16 protein-coding genes are annotated in these 17,021 nt (G+C 37.4%); 5 read left to right on the plus strand and 11 right to left on the minus strand.

The window, feature by feature from the left end; translation table 11 throughout:
* Positions 1–421 precede the first annotated feature (421 nt).
* Genes SVZ03_08935 through SVZ03_08950 form a run of 4 tightly spaced genes read right to left on the minus strand, consistent with a single transcriptional unit; the run spans position 422 to position 5,317 of the window.
* The gene (locus SVZ03_08935; GenBank protein ID MDY6934329.1) at positions 422–1,405 is read right to left on the minus strand and encodes an ABC transporter permease; all 984 of its coding nucleotides are present in this window, start codon (positions 1,403–1,405) and stop codon (positions 422–424) included.
* Entirely contained in the window at positions 1,402–2,403 is a 1,002-nt protein-coding gene (locus SVZ03_08940) for an ABC transporter permease (protein ID MDY6934330.1), read from the minus strand. The genes SVZ03_08935 and SVZ03_08940 overlap by 4 nt, the downstream gene beginning before the upstream one ends.
* 2 nt (positions 2,404–2,405) lie before the next feature.
* Positions 2,406–3,977, minus strand: coding sequence for a peptide-binding protein (locus tag SVZ03_08945; protein MDY6934331.1), 1,572 nt, complete (start codon positions 3,975–3,977; stop codon positions 2,406–2,408).
* On the minus strand, positions 3,977–5,317 hold the full coding sequence (locus SVZ03_08950; GenBank protein ID MDY6934332.1) for a sodium:alanine symporter family protein: 1,341 nt from the start codon (positions 5,315–5,317) through the stop codon (positions 3,977–3,979). Before SVZ03_08950 ends, SVZ03_08945 begins: the two co-directional genes overlap by 1 nt.
* Before the next feature lie 348 nt (positions 5,318–5,665).
* On the opposite strand from SVZ03_08950, the gene SVZ03_08955 reads away from it, so the two are divergent.
* Positions 5,666–6,856 carry an HD domain-containing protein gene (locus SVZ03_08955; protein ID MDY6934333.1) on the plus strand — a complete coding sequence of 397 codons (1,191 nt, stop codon included), beginning with the start codon at positions 5,666–5,668 and terminating at the stop codon, positions 6,854–6,856.
* Positions 6,857–6,905: 49 nt separating this feature from the next.
* On the opposite strand, the gene gcvH is transcribed toward SVZ03_08955, so the two are convergent.
* Complete coding sequence (gcvH, locus tag SVZ03_08960) at positions 6,906–7,298, minus strand: glycine cleavage system protein GcvH (protein MDY6934334.1); 393 nt, start codon at positions 7,296–7,298, stop codon at positions 6,906–6,908.
* Between the two features lie 509 nt (positions 7,299–7,807).
* On the opposite strand from gcvH, the gene SVZ03_08965 reads away from it, so the two are divergent.
* The 3 genes from SVZ03_08965 to SVZ03_08975 all read left to right on the plus strand — a co-directional run bounded on the left by SVZ03_08965 (position 7,808) and on the right by SVZ03_08975 (position 12,034).
* Positions 7,808–7,996: a hypothetical protein gene (locus SVZ03_08965; GenBank protein ID MDY6934335.1), complete on the plus strand. Its 189-nt coding sequence runs from the start codon at positions 7,808–7,810 to the stop codon at positions 7,994–7,996.
* Between the two features lie 259 nt (positions 7,997–8,255).
* The gene (locus SVZ03_08970; GenBank protein ID MDY6934336.1) at positions 8,256–10,184 is read left to right on the plus strand and encodes an ABC transporter ATP-binding protein; all 1,929 of its coding nucleotides are present in this window, start codon (positions 8,256–8,258) and stop codon (positions 10,182–10,184) included.
* A gap of 11 nt (positions 10,185–10,195) precedes the next feature.
* On the plus strand, positions 10,196–12,034 hold the full coding sequence (locus SVZ03_08975; protein MDY6934337.1) for an ABC transporter ATP-binding protein: 1,839 nt from the start codon (positions 10,196–10,198) through the stop codon (positions 12,032–12,034).
* An 88-nt stretch (positions 12,035–12,122) separates the two neighbouring features.
* Here SVZ03_08975 and SVZ03_08980 read toward each other — a convergent pair whose 3' ends face one another.
* The 4 genes from SVZ03_08980 to SVZ03_08995 are packed head-to-tail and all read right to left on the minus strand — an operon-like array spanning position 12,123 to position 15,024.
* Positions 12,123–13,343 carry a type II secretion system protein GspK gene (locus SVZ03_08980; GenBank protein ID MDY6934338.1) on the minus strand — a complete coding sequence of 407 codons (1,221 nt, stop codon included), beginning with the start codon at positions 13,341–13,343 and terminating at the stop codon, positions 12,123–12,125.
* Position 13,344: 1 nt separating this feature from the next.
* Positions 13,345–14,034 carry a type II secretion system protein GspJ gene (locus SVZ03_08985; protein MDY6934339.1) on the minus strand — a complete coding sequence of 230 codons (690 nt, stop codon included), beginning with the start codon at positions 14,032–14,034 and terminating at the stop codon, positions 13,345–13,347.
* Complete coding sequence (locus SVZ03_08990; protein MDY6934340.1) at positions 14,031–14,411, minus strand: hypothetical protein; 381 nt, start codon at positions 14,409–14,411, stop codon at positions 14,031–14,033. Before SVZ03_08990 ends, SVZ03_08985 begins: the two co-directional genes overlap by 4 nt.
* Before the next feature lie 25 nt (positions 14,412–14,436).
* Positions 14,437–15,024, minus strand: a complete 588-nt coding sequence (locus SVZ03_08995; GenBank protein ID MDY6934341.1) for a prepilin-type N-terminal cleavage/methylation domain-containing protein — start codon at positions 15,022–15,024, stop codon at positions 14,437–14,439.
* Between the two features lie 21 nt (positions 15,025–15,045).
* Between SVZ03_08995 and SVZ03_09000 the strand changes: the two genes are divergently transcribed.
* Entirely contained in the window at positions 15,046–15,222 is a 177-nt protein-coding gene (locus SVZ03_09000; GenBank protein MDY6934342.1) for a hypothetical protein, read from the plus strand.
* 2 nt (positions 15,223–15,224) lie between these two features.
* Here SVZ03_09000 and gspG read toward each other — a convergent pair whose 3' ends face one another.
* Both gspG and SVZ03_09010 read right to left on the minus strand, forming a co-directional pair.
* Positions 15,225–15,707, minus strand: coding sequence for a type II secretion system major pseudopilin GspG (gene gspG, locus SVZ03_09005; GenBank protein ID MDY6934343.1), 483 nt, complete (start codon positions 15,705–15,707; stop codon positions 15,225–15,227).
* 63 nt (positions 15,708–15,770) lie between these two features.
* Positions 15,771–17,021 carry a type II secretion system F family protein gene (locus SVZ03_09010; protein MDY6934344.1) on the minus strand — a complete coding sequence of 417 codons (1,251 nt, stop codon included), beginning with the start codon at positions 17,019–17,021 and terminating at the stop codon, positions 15,771–15,773.

Consider the following 17,021-nt stretch of genomic DNA (forward strand, 5'->3'; position numbering starts at 1 on the left):
AAACCCCGATAATGGAGCTTAGAGCTTATTTTTATGGGAATAAAAATTCAATGTGTTATGATATATACCGCGAGAAAGGTTATCATATAGGTAGCTGCGCTATAGAGAGTGCTAATAAATATATCGTTGCAAGCCGGTTAAAATTGACGGGTATGCGCTGGACTCTCCAGCATGCGAATCCAATGGCATGGCTGCGATGTAAAGACTTCGAAGACCGTTGGATAATTTTTGGAATTTTATGAATTTAAATGATTATCTCAGAAAGCATGGCAAGACTCATGCTTTAGCGGCTTGACCCTAAAATTTAATTTGCTATCTAGTAGTGTTCGGTTCATAGGGCATTTTATTTTCAAAGAGTTTTAGTTGATAATTCGGCAGGAGTACCTCTCTACTTGACAGGAAAAGATGGTGCCTATTATTCTCATCCTCGCCTGTATTTAGGGTCTATTGCTTCCTGAAGCCCCTCTCCTATCAGATTATAGGCAGTAATGGTAATGAATATTGCAAGACCAGGAATAAGGGTTAACCACCAAGCGAAATCCATAAAATCCCTCGATTGAGAGAGGATATCCCCCCAACTAGGAGTAGGGGGCTGAACACCGAATCCCAAGAAGCTAAGTGAAGACTCTATTAAAATTGTTGAAGCTATTCCAAATGTTGCTGACACAAGCACAGGGGCTAGAGAATTGGGTAGAATATGTCGTAAAATTATCAATCTATTGGGAATGCCAAGCGCCTTTGAGGCCTGCACATAATCCATCTCCCTTAGCTTTAAAAATTCTCCACGTACAATCCTTGCAATCCCTGTCCATCCGGTTAAACCAATCACTATCATTATATTAAAAAGACTGGGGCCTACAAGCGCCAGCATTGTTAAAATGAGAAAAAAAGTAGGAAAACATAGGACAATCTCAATAAACCTGGAGATGACTATATCCACCTTGCCGCCATAATAGCCGGCAATGGTGCCTATTATTATCCCAATAAGAACATAAAGGGATACTGCTACAAATCCAACCAATATAGATACCCTTGTTCCATAGACCATCCTTGAAGCCAGATCTCGACCCTGCTCGTCTGTGCCAAGGGGATGATTCTTCCCAGGCGAAATCACAATAGAATCGAGATCATATTCAGAATAGGAATATGGAATTGGAGGGAATATCTTAAATCCCTTAAATTCATCCTTCCTTAAATCCTTGCCCTTAAACTCGGGATAATTGAAGAATAATGGGAAGTAGACCTCATCATTTGTAATATAGATATAGGGCTTATTATTTGAAATGAATGGAGCGCCAATAGCAATGAGAAATAAAAACAGCACAACAACAAGCCCTGTCAATGAAAGCCTGTTCTTTTTAAACTCAAGCCATACTGTGCCCCAATATCCCCTTCTCTCACTCATATCTTCCCCTCCAGGCGAATCCTCGGGTCCACAAGGGCATATACCAGATCAGCCAAAAGGATCCCTATAAGGGTGAGCAAAGCGGAAATCGCAGCGATGGCCATTATTACTGGGATATCCCTTGAAAGGATAGACTGAAAAGCAAGCATACCCATGCCAGGTATTGAGAATATTGACTCAACAATAACGCTTCCCCCAAGTAAACTCGGCAAGAGCGTGGCCATCAAGGTCACAAGGGGCACTAAGGAATTCCTGAATGCATGAACAAAGATTACCTTCTTTTCGGAAAGGCCCTTTGATCTGGCTGTGATAATGAATTGCTGATTTATTACCTCAAGCATGGTTGCTCTTGTATATCTTGCTAAAAAGGCGAAACTTCCATATGTTAGAGTCGCAACAGGCAGAACAAGATGCCATATAACGTCCATAAATCTTGTCCAGAAACCAGCTTCCTCCACCCAATCGGACATTATTCCACCCAGGGGGAATAGATTTAAATACTCACCACCGCTTAAATACATAAGCAGAAGCAGCCCCACCCAGAAGGTTGGGACTGAATACAATATGAATAATATAAGACCAGATCCTCGATCAAAGGCAGTATCCTTCTTTACAGCGGAGTAAATACCCATTGGTATGGATATGATATACACCAGGATCAAAGTTATCACATTTAGAGTAAGTGTGATTGGCAAGGCCTCAGCAATCCGTTCTGATACTCGCCTGCCATCCTTTCTGGAAATCCCAAAATCTATGGTTACAAATCTTGCCAACCATTCCCCATAACCTATTATAATAGGTTTATCCAACCCATAGAGTTTCCTTTCCTGTTCCAGTATCTCCCTGCCCACTGATCCTGCCTTCAGTCCTCCATCAAGCCCAGCCTGAAGGCTTGTATAATCCCCTGGAGCCAGCCTGACCATAAAATACGTGATCAGGGTTATTCCAATAAAGGTAGGGATTAGAAGCAAGAGCCTCTTTATGATATACCTCTTCATGTCTAATTCCTAATCCTCCATTCCATATATTTAAGCCCCCTTGCATAGGCCTTCACATTTTCAAACCTCTTGCTCACAACAACCAAGGCAGGTGAACAATACAAAAAAGTATATGGCTGCTCATAGTGAATTATCTCATGAAATCGATGATACATCTCTATACGTTTTGTCTCATTAAACTCCTTTCGAGCCTTTTCAATAATATAATCAGCCTCTGCGTTTTTAAAATAACAGAAGTTTGATCCCTTCTCAAGCTGTGAGGAATGCCAGAGTTGATATGGATCACCGCTATAACCCAGACTCCAGCTAAGTGTAACGGCGTCAAAATCCCTCTTATGAAGCTTCTCTACAAAAACCGCCCATTCATACTTGTTAATATCCATCTCAATCCCGACCTTAGACAAATCCTCCTTCAGAATGCTTGTCAATCTTTCGGAAAACTTGCTCCCAGAGGGAATTGTAAAGGTAAAAGAAAACTCCTTTCCCTTCTTATCGATAATACCATTCTCATCTGTATCAACCCATCCAGCCTCCTTTAATAGCTTCTTACCCATCTCAGGATCGAAGGGCCATTTTTTTATCTTCTGATTATAGCTTTTGCTATTTATGTAGAAATTTCCGGTCACTATTTTCCCCAATCCAAACATCAATTTCTTCAATATCTCTTCTCTGTCAATCAAATGGGTTAATGCTAGCCTAACCCTCCTGTCCTTGAAGAACTCTCTTCGCGCATTCCAGCCGATATAATTGTATGATGGCAGGTAGTATTTTAATTTGTAGAATCTATTCAAGAACCTTTCAGAGTTTGTCTGCCTTACCCACTGAATTGAGCGCAGCGACATCACATCAAGCTCTCCCTTCTTCAGCATCTGCAGGGCAATATTCACCTCAAGCACAAGCTTATATACTACCTTTTTAATCTCCGGTTTCTCACCCCTATACCTATCATTCAGTGTGAGAATAATCTTCTTGCCAGTATCCCATCGCTCAAATTTGTATGGTCCAGTGCCAATGGGAAATCTGTTATTCCTATGAGTATTAAAATCAGTGCCATCATCAAAGATATGCTTAGGTACAATGGGTATTCCACCGCAAAATTCAAGGGCTAAAAAATATGGGCGGGAATACTGAAATTCAACCGTATATTTATCAATCCTCTTAACTCTTTTAACATCAACATAATACACCTTCAACTGTGCGCATGCAACCTTCGGATCTTTTATTAAATTAAATGAATAGATTATATCATCGGATGTAAACTCAACCCCATCACTCCATAATACACCCCTCTTCAGATGAAACCTGAATCTCAATTTATCCGTTGATATCTCCCATCTCTCAGCAAGTTGAGGGATCAACTCCAGAGTCTCGTAATCTCGATCGAGAAGAGTCTCATATATATTTCTATTTATCATATTTTCATAAGCATCAGTGGCGGTGATTGGATTCAAAGTGCCAGGCTCTGCTGAAAGATGGATATACAGTGAATGCGGCTCCCTAACAGAAGAAAAATCTTTGCACGATAATAGTATTGTGAGTATTGTAAATAAAAGAAGAGATTTATTCAGCTTCATTAATCCTTCCCCAGAGATGAAAAATACCTCACGGTCTCCATCTTCACTATTCCAGATAGGGCTATCAATGCGATGAGATTGGGCAGGGCCATAAGCCCATTCATAATATCAGAGAATGTCCATATCAGATCAATCTTCAAGACTGCCCCAATGAATACGGATATTACCCAAAGCATTCGATAGGGCTTAATGGAACGCTCTCCCAGGAGATACTCAATGGATTTTTCGCCATAATACGACCACCCCAATATAGTGGAATAGGCAAAAAAGAGAATACCAATAGAAACAACCGCCCCACCCCAATCGCCTGGGAGTCCGGTCTCAAAGGCAAATTCGGTTAATGCGGCAGCATTCTTGCCACAATCCCACACTCCAGTAACGATCAGGACCAACCCAGTGAGTGTGCATACAACAATTGTGTCTATAAAGGTCTGAGTCATAGACACCAGTGCCTGACGAACGGGCTCATCAGTTTTGGCGGCTGCAGCGGCTATTGGGGAACTTCCAAGCCCGGATTCGTTTGAGAAGATACCCCTTGCCACCCCCATCCTTATCGTGTGCCTAACCGCTGCCCCTATAAATCCTCCGCTGGCGGCAATGGGAGAGAAGGCATGATAAAATACTAAAGAAAAGGCATTAGGAATCTCTTTATAGTATAATATAAGTATAGAAAAACAACCAACCATATAGAATACTATCATAATTGGAACAATTATTGATGTTGCCCTTGCAATACTCTTAATTCCACCCATTATTACAATGGATGTAAAAATAAATAATACAATCCCGATCTGCCATTGTGCAATACCAAAGGTCGAGTTAAGGGCATCTGCAACAGAATTTGCCTGAACCATATTCCCTATTCCAAAGGCAGCGATGCATGCAAAAATAGAGAATAATCTTGCTAAAGATTTACTCCCTAAACCCCTTGATATATAGTACATGGGACCGCCACACATTGTGCCAAATTTATCAACCTCCCTATACCTGACGGCAAGCACACCCTCGCTATACTTTGTGGCCATCCCAAAAAAGCCGGTTATCCACATCCAAAACAGGGCGCCTGGCCCGCCAGTAGCGATTGCAGTGGCAACACCAGCGATATTCCCAGTTCCAACTGTCGCAGCAAGAGCGGTCATCAATGCCTGAAAGTGAGAGATGTCTCCCTTCTTACCCCCTTCCTCCTTTCTCCGTATAAGTGCTAAATAAAGAGACGAGAGGAGGGTTTTAAATTGTAGACCCCTCAGCAAAAATGTGAGATAAATCCCTGTACCGAGTAGCAGCACAATCAAGGGAATTCCCCATACAATATCGCTTAATTGTTTTAGAAAAACCACCATGATGTACGATAATTATATTATCTATCTGATAAATTACCTGAGGAAGATTTTATTTCTCATTTATTGATAAGCATCTGACCTTGTGATAGGCTGGATAGCAATCATAATAATTGGGTCTCCGTACCTCCAATGAGAGGTAGATTTCCATAACTCTCGGAAAAAATATATTCAAGGATTAATATACGAAGTCAAGCAATATTTATAATCCATGTTAAGGGGTAAGTCAGAGTGACACCAGTGATTGAGCCTTCATTTGTCCGAATTGGTTAGATATTAGTATAAGGCTTCAATAGAATAATTCACTACCTGATATGGTGACTCAAAATTATTGGGAGAAAGGATTTAAGCATGATTAGATCAAAAAGGATTAAAATAGATCTTAGCTATTTAAGGCCTAATAGCTGTTTTGTATATCCTATATATTCTCTTAAGGGTGAAAAGATCTTCGATGCTAGAGTCATCCTCACACAAGAAAGGCTCAAGATGATAACTGAAAAATATGGCAACATAGTCTTTAGGGAGTGGGAGAATATTCCTGATTATAGAAAAAAGATCGCTTTTTGCAGATCAAGGGAGATCATGGAAGAGGTATCCGCAACCCAGAAGTTGAGTGAGAATTCCTTTCTACAGGCTGAGGATATAATTGAAGCCATATTAGATGATCTTACTACATCTGAGATAGAGGTTGTGAACCTGTTGAAAGATTTAAAGGACTATGATGAATATATTTACAACCACTCAGTAAATGTAGGAATACTCTCAGCCATCTTTGCTATTAAGCTAGGCCTCTTCTCCCTGGATGAAATTAGGTCACTAACATTGGCAGCATATCTGCACGATATCGGTGAGATGAAGATTGATAAGCAACTTCTCGAAAAGGAGGGGGAATTAGACGCCTCAGAGATGAAGGAAATCGAAAAACACCCTCAATTAAGCTACGAAATGATAAAATGTATCAATAGGACCAATAGAATAATAGAGCAATCAGTTCTATTTCATCATGAGAGATATAACAATCAGGGATATTATATGTATCCCTATGTCAATCTGCCCCTGTACCCTAAGATTATATCAATTTGCGATATATACGATTCCTTAACATCAAAAAGGCCCTATAGAGATGCGATATCACCCTCTCATGCGCTTAAATCCATTGTAAATTCCTCAAATGGACTCTTCGATTATAATCTGGTCAGCAATTTCATCAATAAAATTGGACCAATCCTGAATAATGCTCAAGTTTTTTATTCTACTAACGAAATATGTGAACTCAACACAAAGGAACTCGCTATTATTGTGAGCCTAGGTATAGAGGATTTACTCAAACCTAGGGTGTTAGTATTTTGTAGATTAACAAAAGAGAATGGCAGGTTGGTGGCACAATACTATGATCATCCCTTAGATGTTAATCTGAATGATGACCCATCAAGAATAATGACAAAGATACTGGATAACCAAATGCAGATAAATGCGATTAAGGAGAGGTTACCCCCCTACAATAACCATCCAAATGTAGATATGGAAAGGATCTCATGCTAAGGGTATAACATACTTCCTAAATAGTAATTCCTATTACCTTCAGTAAAACCTATACATTCAATTCTATATGCTCTAAATATGAATCCGGATTCAATAAATCATCTAATTCATATTTGTACTTTATCTCAATTTGGACTATCCAACCTTCATTATATGGATCATTATTGATCAATCCCGGATTCTCATCTAACAGTATATTTACTTTTATAATTCTACCAGATATTGGAGAATGTATATTGCATACATCCCTTATCGATTCGAGAAAACCAAACTGCTCCCCTTGGGAGAGTTCCATTTCCTCTTCTGGAAGCTCTACAAAGGAGATATCCCCCATTACATCCTGAAAATGATCAGTTATGCCGCATACACATACAAATTCATCAAGCACCCTTACCCAAAGGTGATTATGGGTATATAATAGATCTTCAGGTATTGTACTCATTCCACCCCTTCATCTCATCAATATAAACCCTTCCCAAAATAAATGCAAGAAATAGTGAATCTTTTATCTCCTGTAATATAAATTAGGAAAGGTGTATTCTCAAATTAAAGCCTTGGGTCTCAAATTCTCATAAAAAACTATTAAAATTGTGGACAAAATACTAAAGTTCTAATATTGTTGCTGAACAGTATTAGATAGTATTAATATGATTATTCACAACCCCATGTAACAGTTTTGCATGCGAGTTATAAATCCCTATGGATTAAATAAATTTCTTCGATAGTATGATTTTCTAATTACTATCATTGGTTATTAAGGAAACAATGATATTTTCCCAACTTCCTTTTATACTCATATATTATAATCATACATTTAATATTATAACTACTTTATAATGGCTTTGCTATAATATTCTTTATTATAAATGGAGAAAATCACGATTAACATTATAACATGTATTACAGCCTCATTAATAATTAAATAATAAAAAAGGTAAATCAGGGATAAATATGAAAGCAATTTTTGTAGAAAAAAACAAATGTAGTGAAATCGATCTAAACGAAGCCAACTATAAGGAAGAATTTTTAAATTTAATAAACGAATTTAAAATATTAGAGTCTCACATTATTTACTTCTCAGCAGGAGACTCAAAGATAAAAGAGATACTAATAAAGAAGGACCCCTCCTATTCTGTTTAATATGAACCCCTTAGCATAGTGATATAACATACATTCAATAGAAATAATTGACTTGAATTCCATTAGTTTATAGATAATAATAGCTCAAGCCGGGCTAGAAACTGACACCTTTAAGCTTGTGTTTACAAATACTAGCAGATATCATCAGTATTGTTATATCCATTCAAGTTGAATTAGACCCAGTCACGATTAAGTTTTTCAGAACATTTCATGGATGCATTTACAATAATATAATCCTGTTACAATTAACAAGAGAGACATGATTAAGCGCCTGCCTCATGTCGAGGTGAAGAAGAGAACATTTATAAGAATCATTCAATATCTATTCCCTTATAGAAAACACTTTCTAATCGGTTCTATCTTTGCCTTTGCCTTCTCAATTGCAAATGGCCTAACTTTAACAAGCGTTATTCCAATATTCGATACACTCTCGCCCGGTGAAGGGCTCTATCAATTGGAACTACACAAGAATGAGATAGAAATACTGAAAGAGAAAAGCCTTCACGATATTAAACAAAAGCTTATCTTTTACAGAGCAAGACTAAAAATCACTCTCAATAATCTATTTAAAAAAACAAGCAAATTTACCTTTCTAATCTATTCATGCATTGCCCTATTATCTGTCATTTTTTTAAGAATGACATTTAAGTTACTCGCAGTGTACTACATCGGACATGCAGCAAATGGAGCGTTGCGCGATATCAGAAAACATCTTTATCATTCCATTCTCAATCTTCCTTTAAGCGTCCTTCATAAACGAAAGACAGGCGAGTTAATCTCAAAAATAATCTACGATACTGATCTAATTTCCGGAACCCTAAGCAATCAGTTGAGAAAGTTCATCGTAAACATTTTCATAGTAATAACTCATATAATCTTACTATTATATATGGATACTGAATTAACCTCAATGGCTTTTGTTGTGCTTTTCGTTATTACTATACCGATTATCATTATGGGAAGAGCATTTAAGAGATACAGCAAAATCGAACAGAAGAGGATGTCTGATATCTCATCTATAGTGCTTGAAACAATTGAGGGGATTAGGATTATTAAATCCTATCAGATGGAAGGTCTCCAAATTAATCGATTTGTTAAACTTGTTAAAACCCTTTTTAACAAAAAAATAAAAAAATCAATGATAGACATAAGTCGTCCACAGATTATCGAAATAATATCATCCATTTTTTTGGTTTTCCTATTAATATATGGCGGAGAGAAAATAACTGCAGGGGTATACACAAAGGGAGAGCTTTTATTCTTTATCTTTACCTTCTTGTATATCATGAATCCGATAAAACAGATTGCAAACATGAACAACCAAGTAAAACAGGCTGAGTCTGCTGGAGAGAGAATATTTGAGTTAGTTGATCATGAGAAAGAAAATGACTATAATATCTTCAATATAAATAATATTGATCCTACACCTGATGATAACACTATTATCCCAAGAAAGGGAATAAAATTTGAAAAGATGTATTTTAAATACCCTTCTGCTAATGAATATATTTTGGAGGATATTAGCCTTTCAATTGGAATAGGAAAAACAGTGGCTCTCGTGGGAAGATCAGGAGCAGGGAAGACAACCTTAGTAGACCTTATTCCAAGATTTATAGAGCCTAGTCATGGTACTATTTACATTGATGATATTGACATTAAAACTATTTCACTCGCTTCATTACGGCGCTCAATTGGTGTTGTCTCACAGGAAATTTTCCTCTTTAACGGAACAATATCCGAAAATATAGCATATGGAAGAGATAACATTCCTATGGAAAGGATAGTGGAAGCGTCTAAAATAGCAAATGCTCATGATTTTATCATTGGGATGCCGGATAGATACAACACTGTGGTTGGGGAAAGGGGCATCATGGTTTCAGGCGGGGAGAGGCAGCGGATCGCTATTGCGCGTACACTTCTGAGAAACCCTCCAATCCTGATTCTCGATGAGGCAACATCCTCTCTGGATGCTGAATCTGAGAGGCTTGTACAGAGTTCATTATATAATCTGATGAAATCCAGAACCACCTTCGTGATCGCCCACAGGCTATCAACAATTATTAAATCTGATCTGATCATTGTTATTGAGAATAAAAGGATAGCAGAATCAGGTACACACATTGAACTCCTCAAAAGAGAGGGCATATACACAAAGCTATATAGGCAACAATTTGCAGAGATGGAATAATAGGAGTTTTGATGAAAAGCTTTTTCAAAATATTAAAATTTGTATTACCCTATAAATTCATTTTGATCACTGCAATTGTATTCTCTATTCTCTTTTCGGTATTCAACGCGGTAACGCTCTATTCCATAGTCCCAATATTCGACACCATGACAGGAGAGGCTGACCGTGGTTATAGGATTTCCGATGAGGAGAGAATATTATCACAAAAACATAATCTCACTTTCCTAGAGAGACTAAGAGTAATTATTATAGAAGTCAAATTTTATATTAACTCATACCTTAACACAAAAACAAAAAAAGAGATAATTACACTATTTGCTCTACTCATAGTTCCTCTATTATTCATTAAAAATTTATCAGATTTTATTGGCAGATCCCTCTTTGCCTATGCTGGAAACAGGGTGGTAAAAAATATACGAATCGAACTCTTTTCTCAAATAATTAAACTCCCATATAAATATTTTCATAAGAGTAGAAGCGGGGAGCTCTTATCAAGAATTACCCTTGACGTATTGCCTCTATCCATTGCTGTAAGCTCTGAGATTTACAACCTGATATCTGGCTTTATTCTTCTAATAATTAATATTACTATTCTATCACTTATTGACTGGAGATTAATCTTCTTTACGCTATTACTGGCAGGCTTAACAAGCCTGCCAATTAGATATTTCGGAAATCTCGTAAAAAAAATTACAGTCCTGATACAGGAAAATTTTGCAGACATCAGCTCAAAGCTGCAGGAGACCATTTCAGGAATAAAAGTAATCAAATCCTTTAGTATGGAAGGATATGAAGAAAATAAATATAAAGAAATAAACGATTCACTTTTTAAAAACGACCTCAGGAGAAGGGTGTATCAGAATTTAAATCCATCCTTCGTTGAATTAATAGGAACAATAGTAGCAATAACCCTTTTCATATTTGGCGGTTACCAGATTATTAAGGGTGAACTCACCAGCGGAGAGTTTATTTTCTTTATTCTGATCATCATAAACCTCTTTGATCCTATAAAGATGATATCGAACTCAATCAACAATATCAAAGCTGGTGAGGCAGCGTCAATAAGAATCTCTGAAATACTCAAACTGCCTGTCGAAGATTTCTATATTGGTGTTAATGGACATTTTAATCAATCAATTCAACTGAAAGAAATATCATTTAAATACGATGAAGAATACGCGCTAAACAAAATTACAATTAGTATATCTAAAGGGGAGAATGTAGCCCTAGCAGGGGCATCGGGATCAGGGAAATCCACAATACTGAATATGATTGCATCGCTCTATTCGCCAACAACAGGAGAAATACTAATTGACAATCTCAACCAACAGGGCCTGTCCCTCAATTGGATAAGGGGAAAGATAGCCTTTGTAACCCAGGAGGTATTTCTCTTTAATGGAACTGTAAAAGAGAACATAACCTGTGGAATGGATTATGATATGGAAAGGATTATAGAGGCCTCGAGTATCTCACATGCTCATGAATTCATCTCAAAGCTTCCGAAGGGTTATAATACTATTGTAGGTGAGAGGGGCATGCTCCTATCTGGTGGAGAGAGGCAGAGGATATCCATAGCAAGAGCAATTCTAAATGACCCTGAGATACTTCTCTTTGATGAGGCCACATCAGCCTTAGATTCTGAGTCAGAAAAATTGATACAGGATTCCTTGGAATACCTCTTCAAGACAAGAACCTGCGTAATTGTGTCTCATAGACTATCTACAATAAAAGATGCTGACATCATCTATCTTATAGATAAGGGAGAGATAATTGATGCGGGCTCACACGATGAACTAATCTCACGCAGCGACACCTATAAAAGGCTATTCGAAAATCCTAATCAAGTGTAAAGATCTAAGGAAAGAAACAGCAGCCAATAAATGATGTTTAGCGCAATATCCCTCATTAAAGGCCTGTGCTGAGCAAAGTTGAAGCACATTATTCTTCACTCCAATAAAGGAATCTTTTCCCATCTCTATAATAATGTGCGGTTATCTTCACGGAGGTTCTGTTCACTGTGCCAGTTGAGACAATTTTAAAAATATAGGACTTAACCGTAAGAATATTCTTTCTAACATTCTCATCTTCAATAAAATCCTTTATGTCTTCTACGCTTTTAAAGGGATTTGCATGTCTCATGCTGATTAACTCTGTAACAACATCATCAGTCATATTGTCCGTTAGCGCGGAAAGAACCCTAAATGGGGCAGTGTTGATGTTTATCTTATTCAACTCGCTCAAATAATCAGCCCTCTCCCCTTTTACCCTTAAATAATCGGATAATCTCCTGCTGCTCTCCTTTCCGATCTCTACAGTTAAATCGGAAAAGTCAGATTCATCCTCTTTAATAGCTTCAAGAATATCCCCCTCCGCAATCCCCTCTAATAATTTCTGATCAATCCTTTTCCCACCCTTATTATCATCTACCAAGTTTTCTTCCCATCCAAATGTGCCACCCCCAATACCATAAAATATCTCAGGAGTAATCCCCTTAACTAACAAAAGTTCATCTATGCTGTCCATCTCCGAATTTTTGGAATCATAGGAACTGACTAATGTATGATAATAATCGGACGATTCAGCCCCGTAAGGGAATCTTGAATCATCGATATCAACCCAATCAATTATTACGTCTGCCATATCGATAGGGAATCCCATGTTTAGAAAAAATCTCTGCGTAATTGAATAATAGGGAGTTCTATCCACTACCTCATTTGCTAATACGCTCAGATTTATTTTAGAATTTTCATCAGAGATATCTATCTCCAGGTAACCATCCTCAAGAGGTATTACCGGGAAGTCCATTGCCCAAATATCATTATAGCAGTCAATATTTTTATCTGTTGTTCCGATACCCAAGAATTGGGATGCCAACCCCCTTTTGTCTGCCATGAGTATAAAGGTTGAGAGGTTAACTCCAGCCTTAGCCAGGGTATGGGCCTTCAATCTCTCGCTAAACTTTCTTATGTAATTCATGTTTGTCTGCGCAACAATTAAGAACTCGCTTGAAATAGATACCAAGAGGGAGGTTATCAAGAGGACTATGATGAGCACATAACCTGATGAATTTGTCAAATATTTGAATACACCTCGCCCATGGAGAATTTCTCTTCTCCTTATGTAATTCTTCCTGAGAACCATCTTTAATCTATCGAACATATCACCTCTTTAGGTTGATATTGGATACAAAGATGAATTCCTCTTCGTTACCCCTATAATTTCTCACATTCAAGGTTGTTCTTACAGCCTTAGGGAATCTCTTGTTATCCCTTGAGTCCCAATTCTCAATCCATTTATTTCTTTGGTTAAACTCAAATTTTATACGAACAACATTCTCAAGTAGAATACTCTTATCGCCACCAGATTCAGGATCATCATCATAATGATTCTCCTCTCTCCTTATTAGGAAAAATAATCCATCAATCTCATTATCCGCTTCAAGATAATACCCGATCTCTCTTACATCACTAATTCGGCATTCCTCCTTGGGGCTGATAAACATTGAAAACTCCTTATGATCAATAGTTACAAAATTAAGCTTTCCTTCGCCAGGTGAATCGTAATCACTCTCTCCAATAAAACATAATTTTTTATTATTCCTGTGAAAATATGCGCAGGAGATATCTCTGTCGATTCTATTTATCGCCAAGTTGATACCTTCATAAAAATCGGCGACTCCTGTTAATTCAAGAATAGCGAAGGTAATTGACCTGTGAGCAGAGTATATCATTAAGAGTATTACTGACGAAACGGCGGTAGCAACGAGAATCTCAATCAATGAGAATCCGGAGTTATTTGAGATACCCTCTCGTAATATTCTATTTAGCTTATAATAAAATGAGAGTTTCATCGTACAGGATAGATGTATGTTAATGTGTAGTTCTTTTCTTTTCCCCTGTCTTGCCAAAAGACAGTTATTGCAACCCTTTTGGCATCTATGGGTCCAAATATTTCATGTTCAAATCTCTTTATCTCTCTTGAATAATAGAAGTTGGGATATTCTTCGACAGCCTCATGCTGGAGATCGGTTCCTCTCATTTTAACAAGTTGAAACTCATTAAGCTTGCTTTTAGCAATAATCATTGCTCTGGTAAGATTTTTATTGCCAGATATAGCTACAATGCCAGCGGAGACGCCAGAAATGATGCTGATTATCACAATAGATAAAATTGCGATTGCAATTAAAATCTCGATTATAGCAAAGCCATTATTTATAGATTTTTTCATAAAGAAATTTATGTAACGATGAATGTTATAGAGTTGATGATTCAAACTCAATATAGTCAGGGAAGACCTTTGCCTCCTTCCTAAGCTTGTATATCCTAATTGACCAACGCTCCTCAGCATTGACTAAAATATGTAAAATAACATTATCAGAATATCCCTGAGGGTAAAATGGAATCAAAACATTACCCAGATGAACCTTTTCGCCTGTTGAGAGAACCACCTCTTCGATCTTAAAGGATTCAGGAAACCCCTTATACCCCAAGAGCTTGTTGTTGCTCTTAACAAATTTACCCTTCTCATTAAAATTTACTACAGAGACACCATTTTGACGTGAAAATAACTCATCTATCTCCCCTTCGCTCTCCTCAAAAGGCTCATAAAGATGTATCACCAAAAAATTCATGCGATCATTAATAAAGGAATCATCAAATGTTTTTGCTATTATAGTTGTCATCACTACAAAATGGCTCCTTGCGCTTCCGAAATAATTAACCATCCTCGGGGCAATAAACATCGACATAACAGAAATAATAACAATTACAATTATTATCTCAAGCAGGGTAAATCCATCCCTTCCCTTCAATGTTTCCTGTAAATACGATGCTCTATTCATTGTTATCTTAGGAGGTTTTGAATGTTATTGGTCTGCAAATGTAATAAGAAATATTCTGGGAGATTATTAACACCAATCTCTGCTAGTGAAATACTGATAATTGCTGCAAAGGGAAGCAATACAAAAAAGTCAGGGGTTGCTCCTGTTATCAATTGTGAGATAAAATTAAATGTAATTATCAAGGAGAAATATAAATAGTATTAATCCCAGCTCCTCACATCAGCATCATATCCTTCACCGCCGTCCCTGCCATCAGCGCCATAGCTCACTATCTCATAGTCATTACCATGCTCGCCTGGAGAGGTGTACTTATAGGACCTTCCCCAAGGATCCTCAGGGATCTTGTTCTTTTTTAAGTATCCCCCTTCATTATAGTTGATGGGAATTGGCTCAGTAGTCGGTGTTGCTATCAATGCCTCTAGACCCTGTTCTGATGTCGGATATATACCATTATCAAGATAATATCTATCAAGAGCCATTCCAAAGGCTGATATCTGTTGCCTTGTGGACTCAACCCTTGCCTTCTGAGGAAGGTCCATAAACCTCGGAACGACCAATATTGATAAAATCCCAATGATAGTGATTACTATCATAAGTTCTATCATAGTAAAACCCTTTTCGGATTTCACTTCTTCTATAATAAATATTATCCTTTCTTTAAACCTGCTATAATATTTATTCATATATCCTCCTTCGTTTTCCTTAAAAAACTACTCTGTTGCAATATGCTAATCAAGATGAGACTCTCATTGTATAATAAGATTCATCTCGAATATGGGAAGCATAACAGATAAATATATTATCCCGATTATCAATCCAACCACAATAATAATAATAGGCTCAATCATGCTAGTTAGGCTAGTCACGGTTAAATCCAGTTCAGTTTCGTATACCTTGCCAATATTCAGGAGCATTCTATCAAGTTCATCGCTAGCTTCCCCAGCAGAAATCATGCCCAATACTAATTTTGGCAAAAAATCCGACTTTCCAAGGGCATTGGCCACAGCAGATCCCTCTCGTACCTTAATAGCGGCCTCTTCAAGCTTCCCTTCAACAATTGAGTTTCCTACAATCCCCTTCACAATTCCAAAGGACTTTAATATATCCACCTTGTTGCTCAATAATACACCGAGGTTTTGTGTAAATCGAAGTATAATAAGCTTTTTATGGAGATTGCCAAAGATAGGAATTTTTAACTTCATCTCATCTAATCTCCGCCTTCCCTCTGAAGTCTTAATATATCGATTTACAAAATATATAATTAAAGCGATTAAAAGCGGTATCACAAACCAAAAATTTGAAAGAAAATCACTGACCCCTAGAACTATCTTCGTTGGCAATGGGAGTTCCTTCCCAAACTCGATAAACATCCTACTCAGCGAGGGAATAATATATACCATAAGAAAAAAAATTACTAAAATAGAAAAGAATATCATAAATGCCGGATACCATAAAGCGGCCTGTATTTTACTCTTCAAAATATTCTTCTTCTCTTCCAGGTCAGCCAATCTCTCAATAACCTGATCAAGAGAACCTAAGTTCTCTCCTACTCTCACCATATTGATATACATATCTGAAAAGATAATCTTATGACGAACCAAACAATTTGAAAAGGAGGATCCCTCCTCTAACTTCTCTTTTATATCAACAACGATCTGCTTGAAATTCTTATTCTCAATCTGTTCAACTATATCCGTGATAGCAACAAGAAGGGGCATCCCAGCTCCAAGAAGTGTAGACAACTGTCTTGAAAATATTCCTACCTGTTTTGAACTGAATTTAAGACTAAAATATCGAATTCCCCTTTCATAAAGCCTATTAAATGTACTCCTCTTTCCGCCTTCAACATTCTTTGTAGCTATATCATGCTTATTAATACTTACTACATATAATTCCCTGCTTCGCAGTTTCTGCTTTGCCGCCATCTCTGAAGGAGCGTCGATATAGTCCGATACCTTTTCTCCGATTTTATTTAACGCTTGAAATTCGAAAATCAT

This window comes from Spirochaetota bacterium, from assembly GCA_034190085.1.
Classification (GTDB): domain Bacteria; phylum Spirochaetota; class UBA4802; order UBA4802; family JAFGDQ01; genus JAXHTS01.